The sequence below is a fragment of the Flavobacterium daemonense genome (assembly GCF_007341385.1).
Lineage (GTDB): Bacteria > Bacteroidota > Bacteroidia > Flavobacteriales > Flavobacteriaceae > Flavobacterium > Flavobacterium daemonense.
In genome coordinates this window covers 199,969-219,547 of the sequence record NZ_VJYD01000004.1, presented here as the reverse complement: position 1 = coordinate 219,547, position 19,579 = coordinate 199,969, and the positions used below count along the sequence as shown (strand labels likewise).

Below are 19,579 nucleotides of genomic sequence, written 5' to 3'. Positions count from 1 at the left end.
TAAACTATGAAATATTGTTTCGTCTTTTTTCTATTACTTTTTTCATCGGCGATTTTTTCGCAAGAAGATGCGTGGGTCTATTTTAAAGACAAACCAAGTTTACAATCTTTTTTAGATAAACCTTCTGATATGCTGACACAGCGCTCTTTAACTCGAAGAACAGCGCAAAATATTGCATTGGATGCCACCGATGTTCCCATTGAAAAAAGCTACATAACGCAAATAAAATCAAGCACAGGAATTACGGTTTTAGCCAAATCAAAATGGCTGAATGCGCTTCATATTCGTGGAACACAAACCGATGTTTCCGCATTAAAATCATTGTCTTTTGTTGATAAAGTGGTTTTTACAAATAAAACGTTGAATTCGGCTGGAAAAAAAGTGAGAGAAAACAGCGTTGTTCAAACAAAAAATAAGCTTGAAACGACGATTGATTATGCCTACGGAAATTCGGCAAGTCAAATCCAGATGCTCAACGGACAAGCTTTACACAAACAAAATTATACGGGAACTGGAAAAGTTATTGCCGTTTTAGACGCAGGTTTCCCAGGCGTAAATACAGCACAACCCTTTCAGAATCTTATAACAAATAATAGAATTTTAGGGGGATACGATTTTGTAAATCGAAACTCCAATTTTTATACCGGTGATAGTCACGGAACTATGGTGCTTTCAACCATGGGAGGTTATAAAGAAAATGCATTGATTGGTACAGCTCCAGATGCTTCCTATTATCTATTTATTACAGAAAATGATGCGACAGAGAATCCAATTGAAGAATCACTTTGGGTTGAAGCTGCTGAAAGAGCAGATAGTCTCGGTGTTGATATCATTACAACTTCATTAGGTTATTTTGCATTTGATAAAGCCGGCGAAAGTCATACATATAGCGATATGAATGGCACGACCACTTTTATTTCACGAGGCGCAGAAATTGCTTTTAGCAAAGGAATGATTGTATTAGCTTCGGCCGGAAATGAAGGAAGGACTCCAGAACCGCACATTGGCGCTCCAGCCGATGCCGTTTCTGTACTTGCTGTCGGTTCAGTGACTTCGGCAAAAGTTAGATCCGATTTTAGTTCTATTGGACCTAGTTTTGACAATCGAGTCAAACCCGATATTATGGCTCAAGGAACCGGTACCGTCGTTTCTGACACTTCGGGGAACATTGGTACGGCAAATGGAACTTCATTTTCATGTCCTGTAATGGCTGGGCTAGTAGCGTGTTTGTGGCAAGCTTTTCCAGCAAAAACAAACAAAGAAATTAGACAAATGATTTTAGAATCTTCTGATCGTTATACGGCTCCAGATAATAATTACGGTTATGGAATACCGAATTTTGGAGCGAATTTGGGTGTCAATGATTTCTTCTTGTCTTCCTCTTTTTCCGTTTTTCCTAATCCAGCAAAAACAACTATTTCTTTTTCATTTCCAGAAGAAAATAATGCGGCGTCAGTTGTTATTTATTCACTTTTAGGACAAAAATTAATTGAAAAACAAATTACAAATCAAAATCCATTTCTGTCAGTTGAAACCTTAAACAATGGTCTTTATTTTTATACTTTTGATGCCGAAGGTTTGCATAAAACAGGAAAGATAATTAAACAATAACAGCCTTTTTGCATGAATAAAATTACGCAGCTTTTTAATATAAAATATCCAATAATTCAAGGAGGAATGATTTGGAACAGCGGATATAAGTTAGCTTCAGCTGTTAGCAATTCTGGAGGTTTAGGACTTATAGGCGCGGGCTCGATGTATCCTGAAGTTTTGAGAGAACATATTCAAAAATGTAAAAAAGCGACAGACAAGCCTTTTGGAGTAAATATTCCGATGTTGTATCCAAACATTGAAGAAATAATGAATATTGTTGTTGAAGAAGGCGTGAAAATCGTTTTTACTTCGGCAGGAAATCCTAAAACTTGGACTTCTTTTTTAAAGTCAAAAGGAATTACTGTTGTTCATGTTGTGAGCAGTTCTGTTTTTGCCATAAAAGCGCAAGAAGCTGGCGTTGATGCGATTGTTGCAGAAGGTTTTGAAGCCGGCGGACACAATGGTCGTGATGAAACAACGACCTTAACACTCATTCCGATGGTGAGAGAAAAAATCCAGATTCCGTTAATTGCAGCGGGCGGAATTGCAACGGGAAGAGGTATGCTTGCCGCTATGATTCTTGGTGCCGATGGCGTTCAGGTTGGAAGCCGTTTCGCAGCTTCAGTAGAATCATCGGCTCACAATAATTTTAAAGAAACTATAGTTAGTATAAAAGAAGGCGATACACATTTGACGTTGAAAGAATTAGCGCCCGTACGTTTGGTGAAAAATAAATTTTATCATGATGTACAAGCGCTATATGAAAAATGCCCTTCAAAAGAAGATTTAGTATCGCTATTAGGCAGAGCGAGAGCAAAAAAAGGAATGTTTGAGGGTGACCTTGAAGAAGGCGAGCTTGAAATAGGGCAAATTGCAGGATTGATTCATGAAATTTTGCCAGTTGAACAAATTATCCAACAAATGATTGCCGAATTTGATGTTGCTAGAAAAGAAAAGTCTAAATTTGAATTTTAATTATCTGTAAGAAATATTTCATGAATTTCATTCGTACTGCTATATTATTTTTGTTTTTTATTTTTGGACTGCAAAATGTTCAAAGCCAGACTTATAATTTTAAAACTTCGGGTTTTAGTGTTTTAGAGAAAAATCAAAAAGGGAAATGGGGCGAATGGTCTAATCTTGATTTGGTAAATCTGAGTGTGGTTTTAGACACCAATAAACACAGAATTGTGGTTTACTCGCAGGAAATTCAGCTTTTTTATATTTTGGATTACATCGAAAGAGAAGAAAACGATACTGATATTGTTTATTCTTTTATGTGCAAAGATAATGATGGAAAAGAATGCAAGCTTTCTATCATCACCAGAAAAAAACAAGACTTTAGAAAACAACTTTATATCAACTACGACGATCATATTATTGTTTATAATCTTTTTAGTGTGTAATAAAAGTTTCTGAGAAGCTAAGATTCTAAGAAAATAAGATTTGAAATTTTACTAAAAAAAACAAACCCGACAGGTTTTTAAAACCTATCGGGTTTGAATATTAGTTTTAGAACCTCAGTTTCTTAGAATCTTAGCATCTTAGTATCTAAAAAAATCACTCTATATCTTTAATAAACTCGTCATATTCTAGATAAAACATTTCAAGCGCATGCATGTTTTCGTTGAAAAAATCAAAAATAGCATCCCAATTATTACGATTACTAAAACCAATTCCAGATTTTTCGACCCAGATTCGGCTGATAGTTTTGCCACTTTCAAGCGTGTAATTTTTTTCGAAAACCAAATCCTTTATAAATTCTTCTTCCAGAATATTTTTTAAGGCTTCCAATTTTTCAAAATAAGCAGTTCGTTTTTCGTCGCTTCTATGTTCAATATCGATTAAAACTTGTGCTTTTTTATTATCCACATAAAATTTAAAAGAGAAATCTTTGATTTTTGTATCATAAAGAACCCATTTTCTTGGATACTTTTCTGCAAAAGCTACCCAAAATTCTCTTTTCATGCGTTGTGATTCTTCTTTACTGTACATTATCTATTGCTTTATCCTAGGAAATTTGCAGAACCGCATTTTCTAGAGTATATTTATATTTTTAATTGAAAGTACAAAAATAAACTTTGAATATGGATTTTCAAGATTTTTTGCAATATGTTCCTAATTTAATTCCTGTTGAATTGCCAGCGACAAGTTCGCATATAAAAATGGCACCAAAAGAACGTATGCAAGAACTTAAAAATCTTGATTTAAGTGCAAAAAGTCCGAGAATTGCAGCAGTAATGATGCTTTTTTACCCAAAAAATGGTAAAACACATTTAGTTTTGATTGTCCGAAATGCTTATAATGGCGTTCATTCATCGCAGATTGCATTTCCTGGAGGTAAATATGAAATCTCAGATTTTGATTTTAAAGACACTGCATTGCGAGAAACAAATGAAGAAATTGGTGTACTTCCTGAAAAAATTGAAGTTGTCAAGCATTTTACGCCAATGTACATTCCGCCGAGTAATTTTCTGGTCCATCCTTTTATGGGAATTGCAAGAGAGGAACTTTCATTTTACCCCGATATACGTGAAGTGGCAGACATCATTGAGCTGCCATTATCTGATTTTTTAAAAGATGAAATAATCATCAAAGCCACATTGTCAACTTCTTACGCAAAAAATGCTTTGGTTCCGGCCTTTAGTATCCAAAATCACATTGTTTGGGGCGCCACAGCGATGATATTAAGCGAACTTAGAGACGTTTTAAAATCTGTTTTAGAAGAAAATTCGTAAAAATGAAAATTTAACGATTTGATATTCATAATTATAACAATTTATTTCCGAAATTGCTATAAAGTATTGCTAAAAGAATAATTTTTGTATGTTTGCGACCTAACAAAAAACACGATAAACAGCTATGGGATTGTTTAAACGAAATCCTTTTGGACATATATTATTCATCAAGAAATGGTTAATCCGTATCTTGGGTGCAATGACGCACCGTAGATACAGAGGATTTAATGAATTGCAGATCGAAGGGTCTGAAATTATTAAAACATTGCCTGATACTAATGTGCTGTTTATTTCTAATCACCAAACGTATTTTGCCGATGTTGTGGCAATGTTTCATGTGTTTAACGCAAGTTTAAGCGGACGTCAAGATACTATTAAGAACATTGGATATTTGTGGCAACCAAAAATGAATATTTATTATGTTGCCGCCAAAGAAACAATGCATGCTGGTTTATTGCCAAGAATTTTAGCATATGTCGGAGCAATTACCGTTGAAAGAACTTGGCGTGCAAAAGGCGTTGACGTAACTGAAAAAAGAGACGTAAACCCAAATGATACAGAAAATATTAGAATTGCCCTTAATGATGGCTGGGTAATTACGTTTCCGCAAGGAACTACAAAATCTTTTAAGCCGGTTCGTAAAGGAACGGCACATATCATCAAACAACATAAGCCTGTCGTGATTCCAATTGTAATTGACGGTTTCCGTCGTTCATTTGATAAAAAAGGATTGCGAATGAAGAAAAAAGGAATTCTGCAGTCTTTCATCATCAAAGAACCTCTTAAAATTGATTATGAAAATGATACAATCGAAGAAATTGTTGAAAAAGTAGAATACGCAATCGAACAACATCCATCATTCTTAAAAGTTATTCCAGCCGAAGAAATCAAAACTCAGGAAGAACTTAACAAATTGAGACAATGGGAGTATTAAATTGTAGATTTTAGATTTCTGATTTTAGATTGTTTTTTGTTTTGTGTTTCTCCTGAGGCTTCGGGATCAAGTTTGAAAAAAACTTAGCGCCTTAGAATCTCAGAACCCTAGTATCTTAGAAATCAATTTTCTTCAACTCCTTATAATTCGCGTATAATCTGCGTAATAAAGTTCCGTAAAGCAATCTGTAGATACACCAGAATAGTCCTAATATTCCTAATATGATCAGAAATAAAATTCCAATTGTAAAAAACATTGTTTTTCCGCTTTCGGCAAGTTGTTCTCTAAAAAACGCCATATCTGGATTGTAAACAAAAGCAATAAAATAGCTTAAAATAGTTATTAAAACTAGCATTCCAAGATTATACCATACGTAATACTGAACTGTTTTTCGGGTTCTTAAAATGGCGCCCATTAGTGATTTTGTTGCAACAGTGGTTGAAATAGTTTTGTAGTTTTTATAAAAGATAATAATAAAAATCAGTACAACTACATAATTAAAATAGGTAAGGATTTCCATTGCCAATACTATTTCAGGATGATTCATTTTTTGCAATAAATCATCAGTATTGATAAATAAGTTTGAAAAAGTCCAAAAACAGACTTCCAAAATACTGATAATTAAAATCCACTTTACAATCGATGACGATTTTTTGTGAATCATCTTGTAGATTTCTTTTTCAGAAATTTGCTCAAAAGAATCCGAGTTCTTTTTCCAGTCTTTTTTTAATAAATCCAGTTCTTTCATAATAATTTTTAAGGATTTAGTATTTTTTTAAGTTTCCCCTTGATTCTGTTCATTTTCACGCGCGCATTCACTTCGCTGATTCCTAGAGTTTCAGCTATTTCTTGATAATCTTTGTCTTCTAAATACATAAAAACTAATGCTTTTTCGATGTCATTAAGCTGGTAAACCGCTTTGTACATCAATTTAATCTGTTCTTCTTCTTCATAGTTGTAATCAACATCTTTTACAAAATGCTGATGACTTTCGTATTCTACTGTCGATATAGTTCTTTTGGTTTTTCGGTATAAAGTGATTGCCGTATTTAACGCAACACGATACGTCCAGGTCGAAAATTTACTGTCGCCTCTAAATTTTGGATAAGCTTTCCAGAGCTGAATGGTGATTTCTTGAAACAAGTCTTTGTGTGCGTCTTCGCCAGCAGTATATAATCTACAAATCTTGTGGATTATATTCTGATTTGCCTGCAATTGCGCAACAAATGATTGTTCTAGATTTTCGCTCATATAAATATTAGTAGTTATGAAATCATTTTTGTTACAAAGATTTTTGATTTTTTGCCACAGATTAAAAGATTAAAAAAGATTTTTAATCGCATTTTAATTTCAATTCAAAATAGAAATCATTGAAATCCCTGAAATCTGTGGCAAAAACTATAGTTTTTTTTCTTTATAATAATTAATCATCAAATCAACAAACTTGCTATAGCTTTCCATTCCGTCTTTTTGATTGTTTGATTTTAAGAAATTATCATACAGGAAATGAAAACCTTTATCAATAAAAGTGTCATATTTATTCCAAAAATCTTGACTTTCCTGATAATTTTTTAAAATTCCGATGTGCACTGTTTTTTTCAATTCATTAAATATCTTTTCATTTTTAAATTGCCAGATGCCAAGGCAATAACGCAAAGCAAAACTATATCCGGAATATTGATAATATAAGTTGTCATTTTTTACGGTTGCTAAAACTCCGATGAAATTGCATTCGTTTTCGCTTGCAAAACCAATTTGATGTGCCATTTCATGTGAACTCGTTATTGGGAAATTATACATTGGCAGTAAATCATTTACTTGCGCTTCATTCGTAAATGGATTTAAATAACCGCCAAACCCCATGTAAGTCAAAGGAACGCTGAATAATGATTTTTTTACGCTTAAAATTTCGTATTTGAAATAAGGATGTTCTTTTGCTAAATTATCATAGCCACTGACATTTGTTTTAAAAACTTCTGTTTGCGAATAGGGGAAAACAACTCTAACAGTATCATTTTTAGTGATTTGATAATGTATTTCGTTAGTCTTTGCAATTAATCTTTTTGTAAATGCTAGAAGATCGGCATCAGTGTATTCTCTTTTGATTTCCATTTTTTCAAAAAGGGGTTTGCGATAATAATTGAAAGCCCAAAGCAGATGAAAGAAAAAGTAAAATACAGAAATTTTGCCTAAGATGGTTAAAAGATGATTTTTCCATTCTGTTTTCCAGGTTTTTCTAATTCTCCAAAACCAGCCAATTATAGAAATTATTAAAAGTGCGTAAAAACAATCTCCAACTGAAAAAGGAATTTTTCCTAAAACATTTCGAGAAAAATGCGAGATTCTGATATATAAATTGTTGCTGTAAAAACCTTCAACATAATCCGGAAAGAACTGAAGGATTTTTAAAAAGATAATCTGAATTAAAAGAAATAGGGGCAAAATATATTTTTTTTTCACAGCAAGATTTTTTGATACGTAAATATAAATACAATTATTATAACTTAAGACGAATCGTATTTGTGAAATTTGATTTTAAAGTTGATAATTAGTGCTAATTCGTGAAATTTGTTTCGAAAAAAGCGTTTAAACTTTGTAACTTTGGGACTCTTAATTGTTAAACTTCAAACAAAATATAATGAGTCAGGAAATTAGAAATCTGGAGCCAAAAGCGCTTTGGAATAAATTTGCAGATTTAAATGCTGTTCCGCGTCCGTCAAAAAAAGAAGAGCGTGTTATCGAGTTTATGAAAAACTTTGGAAATAGCTTGGGTCTAGAAACTTTTGAGGATGAAATTCGAAATGTAATCATCAGAAAACCGGCGACGCCAGGAATGGAAAACCGCAAGCCAATTGTAATGCAAGGACACCTTGATATGGTACATCAAAAAAATGCCGATACGGTTTTTGATTTTGACACACAAGGAATTGACATGTATGTAGATGGCGACTGGGTACGCGCGCGAGGAACAACTCTTGGTGCTGATAACGGACTTGGAGTTGCGACAATTATGGCAATTTTAGAAAGCAAAGATATTCCGCATCCAGCAATTGAAGCATTGTTTACTGTTGATGAGGAAACCGGAATGACAGGAGCTTTAAACCTTAAAGGAGGCATTTTGCAAGGCCAGATTTTGTTGAATTTGGATACAGAAGAAGACGACGAAATTGATATTGGATGTGCAGGTGGAATTGATGTCACAGCAACAAGAACATATCATGAAGAAGAAGTGCCAGAAGGTTCTGTTGGTTATACCATTACCGTAAAAGGCTTGAATGGAGGGCATTCAGGAATGGATATTCATAAAGGTTTAGGGAACGCCAATAAAATCATGAATCGTTTGTTGTTTGATGCTTTTGAAAATTTCGGTTTACAGATTGTGGAAATCAACGGTGGAAGTTTGCGAAATGCAATTCCGAGAGAAAGTGTTGCGAAAGTAATTATTTCTCAAATGTTTGATGAAGCTTATGTTTATGATATGCAGGAAATTATTGCTGATATCAAAGCGGAATACAAAACTACTGAGCCAAACTTATCGATCGAAATCATAAAAGGCGATTTGCCAGAAAAAGTGATGGATTTGGGTGTTCAGGAAGGAATTATAAGAGCAATTTACGCTGCACACAACGGAGTTTACAGAATGAGCGCTGATATGGCAGATTTAGTTGAAACTTCAAATAATATTGCTCGTGTTGTTATAAAAGATGGAGAAATTTTGGTGGGATGTTTAACACGTTCTTCTGTTGAATCTTCAAAATTTGATTTGGCCAATTCACTGCGTTCTGCTTTTGAATTAGTGGGATGTGAAGTAGAACTTACAGGTTCTTACCCAGGTTGGACACCAAATGTAAATTCTGAAATCTTAGAGGTTTTAAAAGAAATTTACGAGAAACAAAATGGTGAGCAGCCAAAAGTTGTAGCATGCCACGCTGGTTTAGAATGTGGTATTTTAGGAACTAATTATCCAGGAATGGATATGATTTCTTTTGGTCCAACAATTCACGGAGCACATTCGCCAGACGAAAGAGCGAGTATTTCATCTGCTCAAAAATATTGGAAATTTGTATTGGAAATTCTTTCGAATATACCAGTTAAATAGGAGTGGTCAGTGTTCAGTTTTTTTAGTATTCAGTAAATCTGTAAACTAAAAAACTGAACACTTTTTTTATTTTGCGAAAAATATTATTATTCAGGATTTTGACGATAAATTTCAATTGAGTCCTTTGCAAGTCTTTCCTTCAGCCATAGTTTTAGTTTTTGACGTGATTCTGGATTCAGTTCTTTTTTGGTTTGATAAAGAATAATAGGAATTACGTTTGAATCATCGTTATTTGTTTTAACCCTATAATTTCCAATTTTCAGCGAAGTGATTTCAGGAAATAAAATAGTGCTTTCGGCGCCAATTTTCTCGCTGTTGAAATGATATTCAGATAATTGATTTCGGAGATTGTTGATTATAATGTCTTTTTGGTCAACAATATTTTGACTGTTATTGATTTGATTCAGAATATCTTTTCTCAAATTAACCGTGTCTTGGCGAATAATCAGTTTGGTATTTGGTAAATTATAAGAAACCAGCTTTTTATTTAGACTATCGATTTCCTTTTCCGTAAATTTTTTGGTCAAAAAGGCGAGTTCAATTCTTTTAGGATCAGTATTGTACTGGATATTTTTATAAATAATAGGAAAGTCATTATTGATAAATTCGTTCTGAATAAATACTTGCGTTCTCGAATTATAACTCTTTTGGATATACAGTTGATACGCAAAATACACACTCGGAATAATTAACAGCAATATAAGAACCGTAATGCCATATTGTACTCTTTTTTCATTTTTCACATCAAGTTGCTTTGCTTTCGGATATTTTAAATACTTGACAATTACAAAAGTAGCGATGCAAATAAAAACACAGTTTATAGTATACAAATACATGGCGCCAAGAAAATAAATATAGTTGCCAAGCGCCAAGCCATATCCAGCAGTGCAAAGCGGAGGCATGAGTGCAGTTGCGATCGCGACGCCTGGAATTGGGTTTCCTTTTTCGACACGGGTAACGGCTATAACTCCAACTAATCCACCAAAAAAGGCAATTAAAATATCGTAAATATTGGGTGAAGTTCTTGCTAATAATTCGGATTGTGCGTCTTTAAATGGACTGATATAAAAATAAAAAGTCGATGTACATAAACTGACGATTGTGGCAATCAATAAATTTTTGATAGATTTTTTTAGAAGTTCAAAATCATACATTCCTAAGCCAAAACCTGCTCCAACAATTGGACCCATTAAAGGCGAAATCAGCATTGCTCCAATAATTACTGCCGTTGAGTTTACATTTAATCCAACTGAAGCAATGATAATTGCACAGGCCAGAATCCAAATATTTGAACCTCTAAAAGACACCGCGCTCGTAATATTTTCGATTACGAGTTTTTTGTTTTCTTCACCTTTATTAAGGTCAATAAAATTTAGAATTTTTCGGGTAATATCGGTCATTTTGTCTTTTTTGATTAAAGTAGGCGACTTGTTGTAATTGGTCTTGAAGTCTAATTTAATCAAAAAAAGTGGTAAAATGGGCTATTTGTTTTTTTATAATTTCAGTAGGTTTCATTGATTTATCTGAAAAGGTGAAACAAATCATCTGAAATACTAAGACAATTTTTGTTTGTCAATTGTCCAGATTTGTGGGTTTTAGAAAATCTCCGTCGATTATTAATAATTCAACACCTTCAGTAGTAATAGAACGATGTGAGCTCACATCATCAGACACTACGTAAGTCATTCCTTTTGTTAATTTAAAGTTTTGTCCGTTCTCTAATTCGCTTATAAATTCGCCATCAAGACAATGTACAATATGTCCTTTTTGACACCAATGATCCGCGATGTAATTTTTTGTATAAATAACTTTTCGAATGCGTAGATTTCCTAATTGCAAAGTTTGCCAATATGCGGTTCCAGATTCTCCAATGTGTTCTGTTTTTGGAATTGAGTTCCAGTCAATTGTTTGAAAAAGTATTTCAGACATGTGCTTTGGGTATTGGTTAAAAAAGAAAATAAAAAAATCCTCAAAAAAATTGAGGATTTGAATTTATAATGAAATGCTAATTTCGTTTCAACACTTTATATTGCTCATAACAGCCGCTAATAGCATCAAGAATCTGCAAGTCATTTGCTTGCTGAACAAAAGATTCTGAATAGTTGCAACGCTGTAAAATTTCCGGAATTTCTTCTTTTGTAATTCCTAAAAGCAGAGCAAGTGTTTCTCGGTCATATTTTGATTCTAGAAGATTCCTGATGGTATCATCTTTTTTCATGTCCTTGAGTTTCTTGAGTTCTTTTCCATTTTTTCCAAAGAAATTATAAAGCATATCGGCGGGGTTAAAAATAGAACCCAATACTTTTCCAAAAGCGTTTGGAGCATATTCACCCGCTTCATAACCTTGGGTAAGACCCGAAATACTATAACGGTAATTTTCCTTAGTCGGAATTAATTTTGAGTCGATTTCAAGATATCCAGTTAGGCTGAAAGGTGCAATAACAACTTCTTCAAGTGCGATTGCTTTTTCTGTAAGCTGAATTCTTGTGATTTTATTTTTGATCCAGTCATTAGTTACTCTGATTCGCAAAGATTGGAATCCTAGGATAGAGAATTGCAGTGTATCATTTGGCTGTACATCAATTTCAAAATAACCTTTAGCATCAGACATAGCGCCCAAAACTTTGTTTTTGTTGATGACATTTACATTAGGAAGAGGTTGTTTGGAGTTATCATTATAGATATAACCTGATACCCTTTGTGGAGCCGTTGATTCTGTTTCTTGGGCAAAACCAATACTCGTAAGTAGCATAAAAAAGAAAACTGCGAAATATTTCATATCCTGATTTAAAGCACTAAAAGTAGTAAATAGGGATTAAATATTTCGCAGTCTTGGAATATAATTATAAGAAAATTAACAAAGCAAAAAATATTGCTTTTTGTATTTAACTAAAACAAGGTATGGTGAAAGATTTTTTGACATAAAAAAATCCCAAATTCCAATTATGTCTGGAATTTGGGATTTGTATTTTAAGATATTAAAGTATTAATCTCTTCTTGGTCTTCTTGGTCTTGGTGAATCACCAAAGCTTTCAGAACGTCTTGGAGCTCTATCAGAACCACCTTCGTTTCTTCTGAAACCACCTTCTCTTGGAGCAGAGTTTCTTTCGCCTCTAAATCCTCCGCCTGAACCTTCACGTCTTGGAGAAGAATTTCTGTCACCTCTAAAACCTCCAGAACCTTCACGTCTTGGTGCAAAGTTTCCTTCTCTTCTTCCAGAATCGCGTCTTCCGCCACGGTTGTTGTGATCGCGTCTTCCGCCACCATCATTTTTAGAAATTTCAACATTAATACGACGTCCTTCTAATTGAACGTTGTTTAAAATATCCATTACTTTGTCAGTGTGCTCAGGATCAGTGTTAAAGAAAGAGAATCCTTCTTTTACATCTACTTTGAAAACGTCATCACGACCTAAGTCTAATGTTTCTTTCAAGTAATCTTTAAGAGACATCCAGTCGAAGTTATCTCTAGAACCAATATTTACAAAATAACGAACCGCTCCGTTATTATTGAATTCTCTTGGTTCAGAATCACCTCTTTCGCGTCTTTCTCCAGAAGATTGAGCAGAAATATCTCTATTCTTTTTATAGTAAGCAATAAAACGGTTAAATTCTACTGAAACCATTTTCTTGATCAATTCTTCTTTAGATAAATCTTCAAGAACATTGTTGATTGCTGGCAAATAGTTGTCAATTTCGTGATCAACCTCAGTATCTTTAATTTTATTTGCTAAGTGCAATAATTGAATTTCGCAGATTTCGATTCCAGAAGGAATCGTTTTTTCTTCGAATTTTTGTTTGATGATCCTTTCGATAGAAGAAATTTTACGCAACTCACTTTTTGTAACGATAACAATAGAAGTTCCTAATTTTCCAGCTCTACCAGTACGACCAGAACGGTGGTTGTACGTTTCGATTTCATCAGGTAATTGGTAGTTTACAACGTGTGTTACGTTATCAACGTCAATACCACGCGCAGCAACGTCAGTAGCAACAAGCATCTGAATTTGTCTTCCGCGGAAAGATTTCATTACACCATCACGTTGTGCCTGAGATAAATCTCCGTGCAACGCAGCAGCACTATATCCGTCTTCAATTAATTTCTCGGCAATAGCCTGAGTATCTCTTTTAGTACGACAGAAAACCACAGAGAAAATATCTGGGTTAGCATCGGCTAAACGTTTTAGAGCTTCGTAACGGTCACGTGCATTTACTAAGTAAAATTCGTGAGACACTGTTGACGAACCTGAATTTTTAGTTCCAACAGTAATTTCAACTGGTTCGCTCATGAATTGTTTTGCAATTCTAGCAACCTCTTGTGGCATAGTTGCAGAGAACAACCATGTACTTTTTTCATCTGGAGTATCTGATAAAATAGATACGATATCCTCATAAAATCCCATGTTCAACATTTCGTCAGCCTCATCAAGAACACAGTAGTCTATGTTTTTAATGTTAACCAAACCTCTGTTGATCATGTCTTGCATTCTTCCTGGAGTAGCCACAATAATTTGTGCTCCTCTTTTAATTTCTCTAGCTTGCTCTGTTATACTAGCCCCGCCGTAAACTGCTACCACATTAATACCTTTTTCGTATTTTGAGTAGTTTTTAAGTTCGTTGGTAATCTGTAAACAAAGTTCTCTTGTTGGCGATAAAACTAATGCCTGAGTATTTCTGTTGTCAGCATCAATTTTTTGAATTAGCGGAAAACCAAAAGCTGCCGTTTTCCCTGTCCCTGTCTGAGCCAACGCAACCATATCTGTGTCTTTTTCCAATAATAGGGGAATCGCCTTTTCCTGTACCTCTGACGGATTTTCAAATCCTAGATCTAAAATCGCCTTCAGTAACGATTCATTCAATCCTAATTGTTCAAATTTGTTCATATGTATTTTTAAAATAGGGTGCAAAATTACTGTTAATTATTCAGATAAACTAATGCTATTTTAAGAATTATGTATTTCTTATGATTTGATAATCAAAAAGTTATGTTTACTGTTAAATCATTTTTTAGAAAGATCGAAGAATTTTCGGAAAAAATACGTCGTGAAATATAAACTTTCGCTTTTAAAATGTTGTATTTTAAACAATTATTTTATGGAGTTCAGAAAATCAATTAGTTGCTCCGTAGCTTTTGCACGATGACTGATTTTATTTTTGATTTCTGCTGATAATTCGGCAAAAGTCTCTGAATAATTTTCTGGCTGAAAAATAGGATCGTATCCAAAACCGTAATTTCCAGATTTTTGTAGCGTAATTTTCCCTTTTGCCAAACCTGTAAATAGGTGTTGTTCCCCATTTAAGTTTAATGCAATAACGGTTTTGAACTGCGCATTACGATTTTCTTCTCCTTTTAAAGCTTTTAAAAGTTTATTCATATTATCGTCTGCATTTTTTTGCTCGCCGGCATATCTGGCAGAATAAACTCCAGGTTCGCCATTTAGTGCAGCCACTTCTAATCCTGTATCATCTGCAAAACAGTTGTAGCCATATTTTTCGGTAACGTAGTTTGCTTTTAAGATTGCATTTCCTTCAATTGTTTCAGCAGTTTCTGGGATTTCTTCAAAACATCCAATTTCTTCAAGACTTAATAATTCTATAGAACCATTTAAGATGCTTTGAATTTCTTTGATTTTGTTTTTATTGTTTGATGCGAAAACGAGTTTCATAGTTGGTATATTTTAAAATGATTTTTTCGATAAAAAAGATAAATAGTATTCCCGTGGTATAAGCCAACATATCTGACCATAAAAAACCTTGACCTAAAACATATCTTCCAAAAAGTGTTTTTCTGAGTTCAATAATCCATTCAGCTTGATAAAGCTGTAGAAATTCAATTGAATAACAAATCAATAAGGAAAGAATTGCGATTTGAATGGCTTTTTTATTGGGAAACAAAATTCGGATAAGCGCATAAATCATTATAGAATACAAAAAATCACCAATCCATAAAGGAACAAATGAAATTTTCCTTGAAATGATTCCGAGAAAAATAATCAGGAGGAAAAGAATGAAATAACGAAGTCTGGATTTTTGCAAGTTTGATTTAGATTTTATCCTTAAACAAAATTACAATTAATCTTTTAAACTTTTTGATTTGCGATTTCTCTTTGTAAAAGTTTGAAACTTTTGCAGAGAGAAGTAGTAATGAAATAGTACATTTTTAGGGAACGAATAATACAAACATTCAAATAAGTTCTCTTTATTTTATAAATTTAGCGATTCAAAAAACTATAGAATTAAAAAATAACCACATGAATGTAAGATTCCTTACTCTGATAACCGCTTTGTTTTTGCTTGGAAATCAGGGTTTCTCCCAAAAAAACAACTCATTTAATATTAAAAAACAGCTTGATTATTGTGCTGAACAAGCCTCAAAAACTTTAAAAGTGATTCCGAATGACGGAAGTTCGCCAAGAACTGTCCCAAATGGAAGCAGCGAATGGAAATTTGTTGGTTATAAAGATTGGACAAGTGGTTTTTGGCCTGGGGAATTATGGTATTTGTATCAAGCAACCGGTGATAAAAAATGGGAAAAAGAAGCCGATAAATTCAGCCGATTTTTAACACCCTTATCTGTAAGCAAAGCGGGAGATCACGATTTAGGATTTCAGGTCTTCAATAGTTTTGGAAATGGCTATCGTATGACAAAAAACAAGGAATACAAAGAAATCATCCTTAAAACAGCAGATACATTAGCGACACTTTTTAATCCGAAGGTGGGAACAATCCAGTCCTGGCCTCATAATAAAATGGGTGGGCACAATACGATTATCGATAATATGATGAATTTGGAAATGCTGTTTTGGGCTTCTAAAAATGGCGGAAGCAAAAAATTGTATGATATTGCTGTAAAACATGCCGAAACAACCATGAATAATCATTTTAGACCAGATTATACTTCATATCATGTTGTGATTTACGATTATGAAACCGGTAAAAAGATAAAAGGAAGAACGGCTCAAGGATATAGCGACGACAGTATGTGGGCGAGAGGCCAGGCATGGGGAATTTACGGTTTTACAATGGTTTACAGAGAGACAAAAGATTCTAAATTTTTAGATTTCGCACACAAAATTGCACGCGTTTATTTGGATAGATTAACAACAAAAGATTTGATTCCGTATTGGGATTTCAATGCCCCGGATATTCCAAATGCGCCTCGAGATGCATCTGCGGCAGCGATCGTATCTTCAGCACTTCTAGAATTAAGTTCGTATACAAAAGACAAAAATCTGAAAAAAGAATATTTGACGAAAGCTAAAAAAATGATAGTTTCGCTTTCAGATAATTATCAGAGTCACGATGTCAATTCGGCATTTTTGCTTCATTCAACAGGACATAAACCAGCTGGAAGTGAAATTGACTGTTCTATTAATTATGCTGATTATTATTATTTAGAAGCGCTTTTAAGACTTCAAAAACTTAAATAATTAGAGTTATGAATAAGAAAATAAGCCAAATCCTTTCCCTGCTTATTATTGTATTAATGCTTGCGAGCTGTAAAAATGCAAAACAAAAACTGCAGGAATATGTTGCTGCATATAATACCGCGGCACCTAGTTTTAAGGCAGATCATGTTACTTTGACAACCGCGCGAGGTTATATTAATGACGACAAAATTGAATTGCGATTTGAAACTGCTTTGCAACAAAATGAAGCTAATAAAATGGCTGGTGATATGGCATTTTCAAAATTGCTTAAGGAAATGATAAACAAAAACCAGATTCCGAAAGATTTGGTGGAAGAAGGAATTCGGTTTGATGCTTATTTTTTAGCAGATGACAATACTGTTCTTTCAAAGAAGGTAATTGACAAAGAATCAATTTCAGAAATACTAAAATAAGAAGTTTTACTATTTTGACAGCCTAAATTATTGAAGAACCTCTTTAGCTTTTCTAAAGAGGTTCTTTTATGCATTGCATTTTGTCCTATTTGTCTGTATTTGATTTGTAATTAAGAGGTTATAAAGTTTATTTTTGTCTTAATTTTGTTTTTGTGTTAGAAGTTTGTTATGTTTGAGTTAAAAAATAACCAAAAATCTAAAAAATTATGAAAAAAATTACCCAAATCGCATTTGCATTTATTTTAGTTTTAGCCCTTGTAAGCTGTAAAAACACTAAACAAAAAATTCAGGAGCACGTTAGCAACTACAATACGACTGCTTCTATAAAAGGAGGAAATGTTGTATCGACAAGCGCGAAGGCATTTTTGAATGACAATAAAATTGAAATTAGAATTGAAACAGATTTAGAAGGAACTGAGGAAAACAAAGTAGCATATCAGGACACTTTTCCAAGTTTGCTTACAGAAATGATCAAAAATGACCAAATCTCTAAAGAACTAATCGAAGAAGGGGTAAAGTTTGATGTGTATTTCATCTCTTATAACAATGTTATATTGGCAAAACAATTAGTTGACAAAGAAGAATTAGCAGTTTTAGAAGGTTCTGGAAGTGCTGGAAAAGGAAAAGAAACCGCAAAACTGTAATTATTGGAAATAAAATTACTTTAATAATATAAAAAATAGGGCGCAATTTTAAACACATAGAAACATAGTTTTATAATGCTTAAAAAAAGGCGTTTCACTTATTTAAACAAACATAGTTAAGCTATTTGTTAAAAAGAAAATATATAAAATTTAAAAAGCCTCTTTGATTATTCGAAGAGGCTTTTTTGTTTAATTTCTTTTAGTAACATTTGTCAAGTTATCTGGGAAATATAAGTCGGATAGATTTGCAAATTCATCGCCTCGCATAAAGATGTTGATGTCAACATCTGCAAAAGAAGTTTTTCCGGCTGCTGCCAAAAGTTCATTTGCAGAATGCAAGGTGTTTTTATGAAAATGATATACACGTTCTGATTTATCGGTGACAACCAAACCTTTCATCAGCATTTTATTTTGAGTTGCAACCCCAGTCGGACATTCATTATTATGACAACGAAGCGCTTGAATACAACCCAATGAGAACATGAAGCCTCGTGCGCTGTTGCACATATCGGCTCCAAGCGCAACGGCATGCAAAATCGAATATCCAGAAATAATTTTTCCGCTTCCAATAATTCTGATTTTATCTCTAATATTTAATCCAACTAAAGTTTTATTGACAAAAATCAAAGCAGGTTCAAATGGCATTCCAACTCCGTCTGCAAATTCTAAAGGAGCAGCTCCAGTGCCGCCTTCAGCACCATCAACTGTAATGAAATCTGGATAAATATCCTCAGCAATCATTTCGTGGCAAATAGCCTCAAATTCGGCTGTGTTTCCAATACATAATTTAAAACCGATTGGTTTTCCGTTTGATAAATCACGCAATTGCTTTATAAAATGAACAAGCCCTTTTGAGTCTGAAAAAGCATGATGACCTGGCGGAGACAAAATCATAGTATGTGGTTTCACACCTCTGATTTTAGCAATTTGCTCCGTATTCTTTTTAGCAGGAAGCACACCTCCGTGACCTGGTTTTGCACCTTGTGAAAGTTTGATTTCAATCATTTTTACATTTGGAAGGTTTGCTTTTTCAGAGAATTTTTCAGGACTGAAATTTCCTTCGTCATCACGGCATCCAAAATATCCCGTACCAATTTGCCATGTAATATCGCCACCGCCGGCAAGATGAAATTCGGTCAAACCGCCTTCTCCTGTATTTTGGTAGAAATTCCCTTTTTTGGCACCAATATTTATAGCGCGAACCGCATGCTCGCTCAAAGAGCCAAAACTCATTGCCGAAACATTAAATAATGATGCCGAATAAGGCTGTTTGCAATCTTTTCCGCCAACCAAAACGCGTGGCAATTCTTCATTGACTTTTGCTGGAAAAATAGAATTTTTTATTCCTTCGTAGCTTTCAGTATTTAAGTTTTGCTGCGTTCCAAAAGGCGTGCTCGAATCAATATTTTTAGCCCTTTGGTAAACTAAAGAACGCTGATTTCTAGAAAAAGGTTTTCCATCAGTAGATCTTTCAATAAAATATTGCTGAATTTCAGGTGCAATCATTTCAAATAAATATCTGAAATAACCTAAAACTGGAAAATTTCTTAAAATTGCATGTTTTTCTTGTAAAGTATTGTAAACGCCAACAACCAAAAGTATTGGAAGAACAATAACAAGAAGAAAACCGCGTCCTGTGTAATAATAAATTGCGGCAACAATTAGAAACAATAAGAAACCGTAGATAAAGAATTTTTTTCTCATGTTTTTTTAAATATTTTAAAAGTAA

General features: G+C 33.7%; 20 protein-coding genes. 9 read left to right on the top strand and 11 right to left on the bottom strand.

Annotated elements, in window-relative coordinates:
* Nucleotides 1-6: 6 nt before the first annotated feature.
* Genes FND99_RS07195 through FND99_RS07185 form a run of 3 tightly spaced genes read left to right on the top strand, consistent with a single transcriptional unit; the run spans nucleotide 7 to nucleotide 2,999 of the window.
* On the top strand, nucleotides 7-1,611 hold the full coding sequence (locus FND99_RS07195; protein ID WP_144337294.1) for a S8 family serine peptidase: 1,605 nt from the start codon (nucleotides 7-9) through the stop codon (nucleotides 1,609-1,611).
* 12 nt (nucleotides 1,612-1,623) lie between these two features.
* Entirely contained in the window at nucleotides 1,624-2,568 is a 945-nt protein-coding gene (locus FND99_RS07190) for an NAD(P)H-dependent flavin oxidoreductase (protein WP_144337293.1), read from the top strand.
* Nucleotides 2,569-2,588: 20 nt separating this feature from the next.
* Complete coding sequence (locus FND99_RS07185) at nucleotides 2,589-2,999, top strand: hypothetical protein (RefSeq protein WP_144337292.1); 411 nt, start codon at nucleotides 2,589-2,591, stop codon at nucleotides 2,997-2,999.
* A 154-nt stretch (nucleotides 3,000-3,153) separates the two neighbouring features.
* Here the strand turns inward: FND99_RS07185 and FND99_RS07180 are convergent, their stop codons facing one another.
* Entirely contained in the window at nucleotides 3,154-3,588 is a 435-nt protein-coding gene (locus tag FND99_RS07180) for a DUF4268 domain-containing protein (protein WP_144337291.1), read from the bottom strand.
* Nucleotides 3,589-3,680: 92 nt separating this feature from the next.
* Between FND99_RS07180 and FND99_RS07175 the strand changes: the two genes are divergently transcribed.
* On the top strand, nucleotides 3,681-4,331 hold the full coding sequence (locus FND99_RS07175) for an NUDIX hydrolase (protein WP_144337290.1): 651 nt from the start codon (nucleotides 3,681-3,683) through the stop codon (nucleotides 4,329-4,331).
* A 124-nt stretch (nucleotides 4,332-4,455) separates the two neighbouring features.
* Complete coding sequence (locus tag FND99_RS07170) at nucleotides 4,456-5,265, top strand: lysophospholipid acyltransferase family protein (RefSeq protein WP_144337289.1); 810 nt, start codon at nucleotides 4,456-4,458, stop codon at nucleotides 5,263-5,265.
* 115 nt (nucleotides 5,266-5,380) lie between these two features.
* On the opposite strand, the gene FND99_RS07165 is transcribed toward FND99_RS07170, so the two are convergent.
* From FND99_RS07165 to FND99_RS07155, 3 genes are all read right to left on the bottom strand, one after another.
* Nucleotides 5,381-6,013 carry a hypothetical protein gene (locus FND99_RS07165; RefSeq protein WP_144337288.1) on the bottom strand — a complete coding sequence of 211 codons (633 nt, stop codon included), beginning with the start codon at nucleotides 6,011-6,013 and terminating at the stop codon, nucleotides 5,381-5,383.
* An 8-nt stretch (nucleotides 6,014-6,021) separates the two neighbouring features.
* Complete coding sequence (locus FND99_RS07160; protein ID WP_059118031.1) at nucleotides 6,022-6,516, bottom strand: RNA polymerase sigma factor; 495 nt, start codon at nucleotides 6,514-6,516, stop codon at nucleotides 6,022-6,024.
* A 147-nt stretch (nucleotides 6,517-6,663) separates the two neighbouring features.
* Nucleotides 6,664-7,725 carry a DUF3810 domain-containing protein gene (locus FND99_RS07155; protein ID WP_144337287.1) on the bottom strand — a complete coding sequence of 354 codons (1,062 nt, stop codon included), beginning with the start codon at nucleotides 7,723-7,725 and terminating at the stop codon, nucleotides 6,664-6,666.
* A gap of 178 nt (nucleotides 7,726-7,903) precedes the next feature.
* Between FND99_RS07155 and FND99_RS07150 the strand changes: the two genes are divergently transcribed.
* A complete protein-coding gene (locus tag FND99_RS07150; RefSeq protein ID WP_144337286.1) occupies nucleotides 7,904-9,364 on the top strand; it encodes an aminoacyl-histidine dipeptidase in 1,461 nt (486 codons plus the stop codon).
* Between the two features lie 86 nt (nucleotides 9,365-9,450).
* Here the strand turns inward: FND99_RS07150 and FND99_RS07145 are convergent, their stop codons facing one another.
* The 6 genes from FND99_RS07145 to FND99_RS07120 form a co-directional block, all read right to left on the bottom strand.
* The gene (locus tag FND99_RS07145; protein WP_144337285.1) at nucleotides 9,451-10,764 is read right to left on the bottom strand and encodes a DUF389 domain-containing protein; all 1,314 of its coding nucleotides are present in this window, start codon (nucleotides 10,762-10,764) and stop codon (nucleotides 9,451-9,453) included.
* Nucleotides 10,765-10,936: 172 nt separating this feature from the next.
* Nucleotides 10,937-11,293, bottom strand: a complete 357-nt coding sequence (locus FND99_RS07140; protein ID WP_144337284.1) for a DHCW motif cupin fold protein — start codon at nucleotides 11,291-11,293, stop codon at nucleotides 10,937-10,939.
* Nucleotides 11,294-11,369: 76 nt separating this feature from the next.
* Nucleotides 11,370-12,143, bottom strand: a complete 774-nt coding sequence (locus tag FND99_RS07135) for a carboxypeptidase-like regulatory domain-containing protein (protein WP_144337283.1) — start codon at nucleotides 12,141-12,143, stop codon at nucleotides 11,370-11,372.
* A 207-nt stretch (nucleotides 12,144-12,350) separates the two neighbouring features.
* Nucleotides 12,351-14,246: a DEAD/DEAH box helicase gene (locus FND99_RS07130; RefSeq protein ID WP_144337282.1), complete on the bottom strand. Its 1,896-nt coding sequence runs from the start codon at nucleotides 14,244-14,246 to the stop codon at nucleotides 12,351-12,353.
* Nucleotides 14,247-14,450: 204 nt separating this feature from the next.
* Entirely contained in the window at nucleotides 14,451-15,029 is a 579-nt protein-coding gene (locus FND99_RS07125; RefSeq protein WP_144337281.1) for a non-canonical purine NTP diphosphatase, read from the bottom strand.
* Nucleotides 15,001-15,399 (bottom strand): ribosomal maturation YjgA family protein, encoded by a 399-nt coding sequence (locus FND99_RS07120; RefSeq protein WP_144337280.1) that lies wholly within the window; start codon nucleotides 15,397-15,399, stop codon nucleotides 15,001-15,003. Before FND99_RS07120 ends, FND99_RS07125 begins: the two co-directional genes overlap by 29 nt.
* Before the next feature lie 215 nt (nucleotides 15,400-15,614).
* Between FND99_RS07120 and FND99_RS07115 the strand changes: the two genes are divergently transcribed.
* The 3 genes from FND99_RS07115 (at nucleotide 15,615) to FND99_RS07105 (ending at nucleotide 17,850) form a co-directional block, all read left to right on the top strand.
* Entirely contained in the window at nucleotides 15,615-16,793 is a 1,179-nt protein-coding gene (locus FND99_RS07115) for a glycoside hydrolase family 88 protein (protein WP_144337279.1), read from the top strand.
* A gap of 8 nt (nucleotides 16,794-16,801) precedes the next feature.
* Entirely contained in the window at nucleotides 16,802-17,206 is a 405-nt protein-coding gene (locus FND99_RS07110; protein ID WP_144337278.1) for a hypothetical protein, read from the top strand.
* A gap of 206 nt (nucleotides 17,207-17,412) precedes the next feature.
* Nucleotides 17,413-17,850 (top strand): hypothetical protein, encoded by a 438-nt coding sequence (locus tag FND99_RS07105; RefSeq protein ID WP_144337277.1) that lies wholly within the window; start codon nucleotides 17,413-17,415, stop codon nucleotides 17,848-17,850.
* 189 nt (nucleotides 17,851-18,039) lie between these two features.
* On the opposite strand, the gene FND99_RS07100 is transcribed toward FND99_RS07105, so the two are convergent.
* Nucleotides 18,040-19,554, bottom strand: a complete 1,515-nt coding sequence (locus FND99_RS07100; RefSeq protein ID WP_144337276.1) for an FMN-binding glutamate synthase family protein — start codon at nucleotides 19,552-19,554, stop codon at nucleotides 18,040-18,042.
* Between the last annotated feature and the right edge of the window lie 25 nt (nucleotides 19,555-19,579).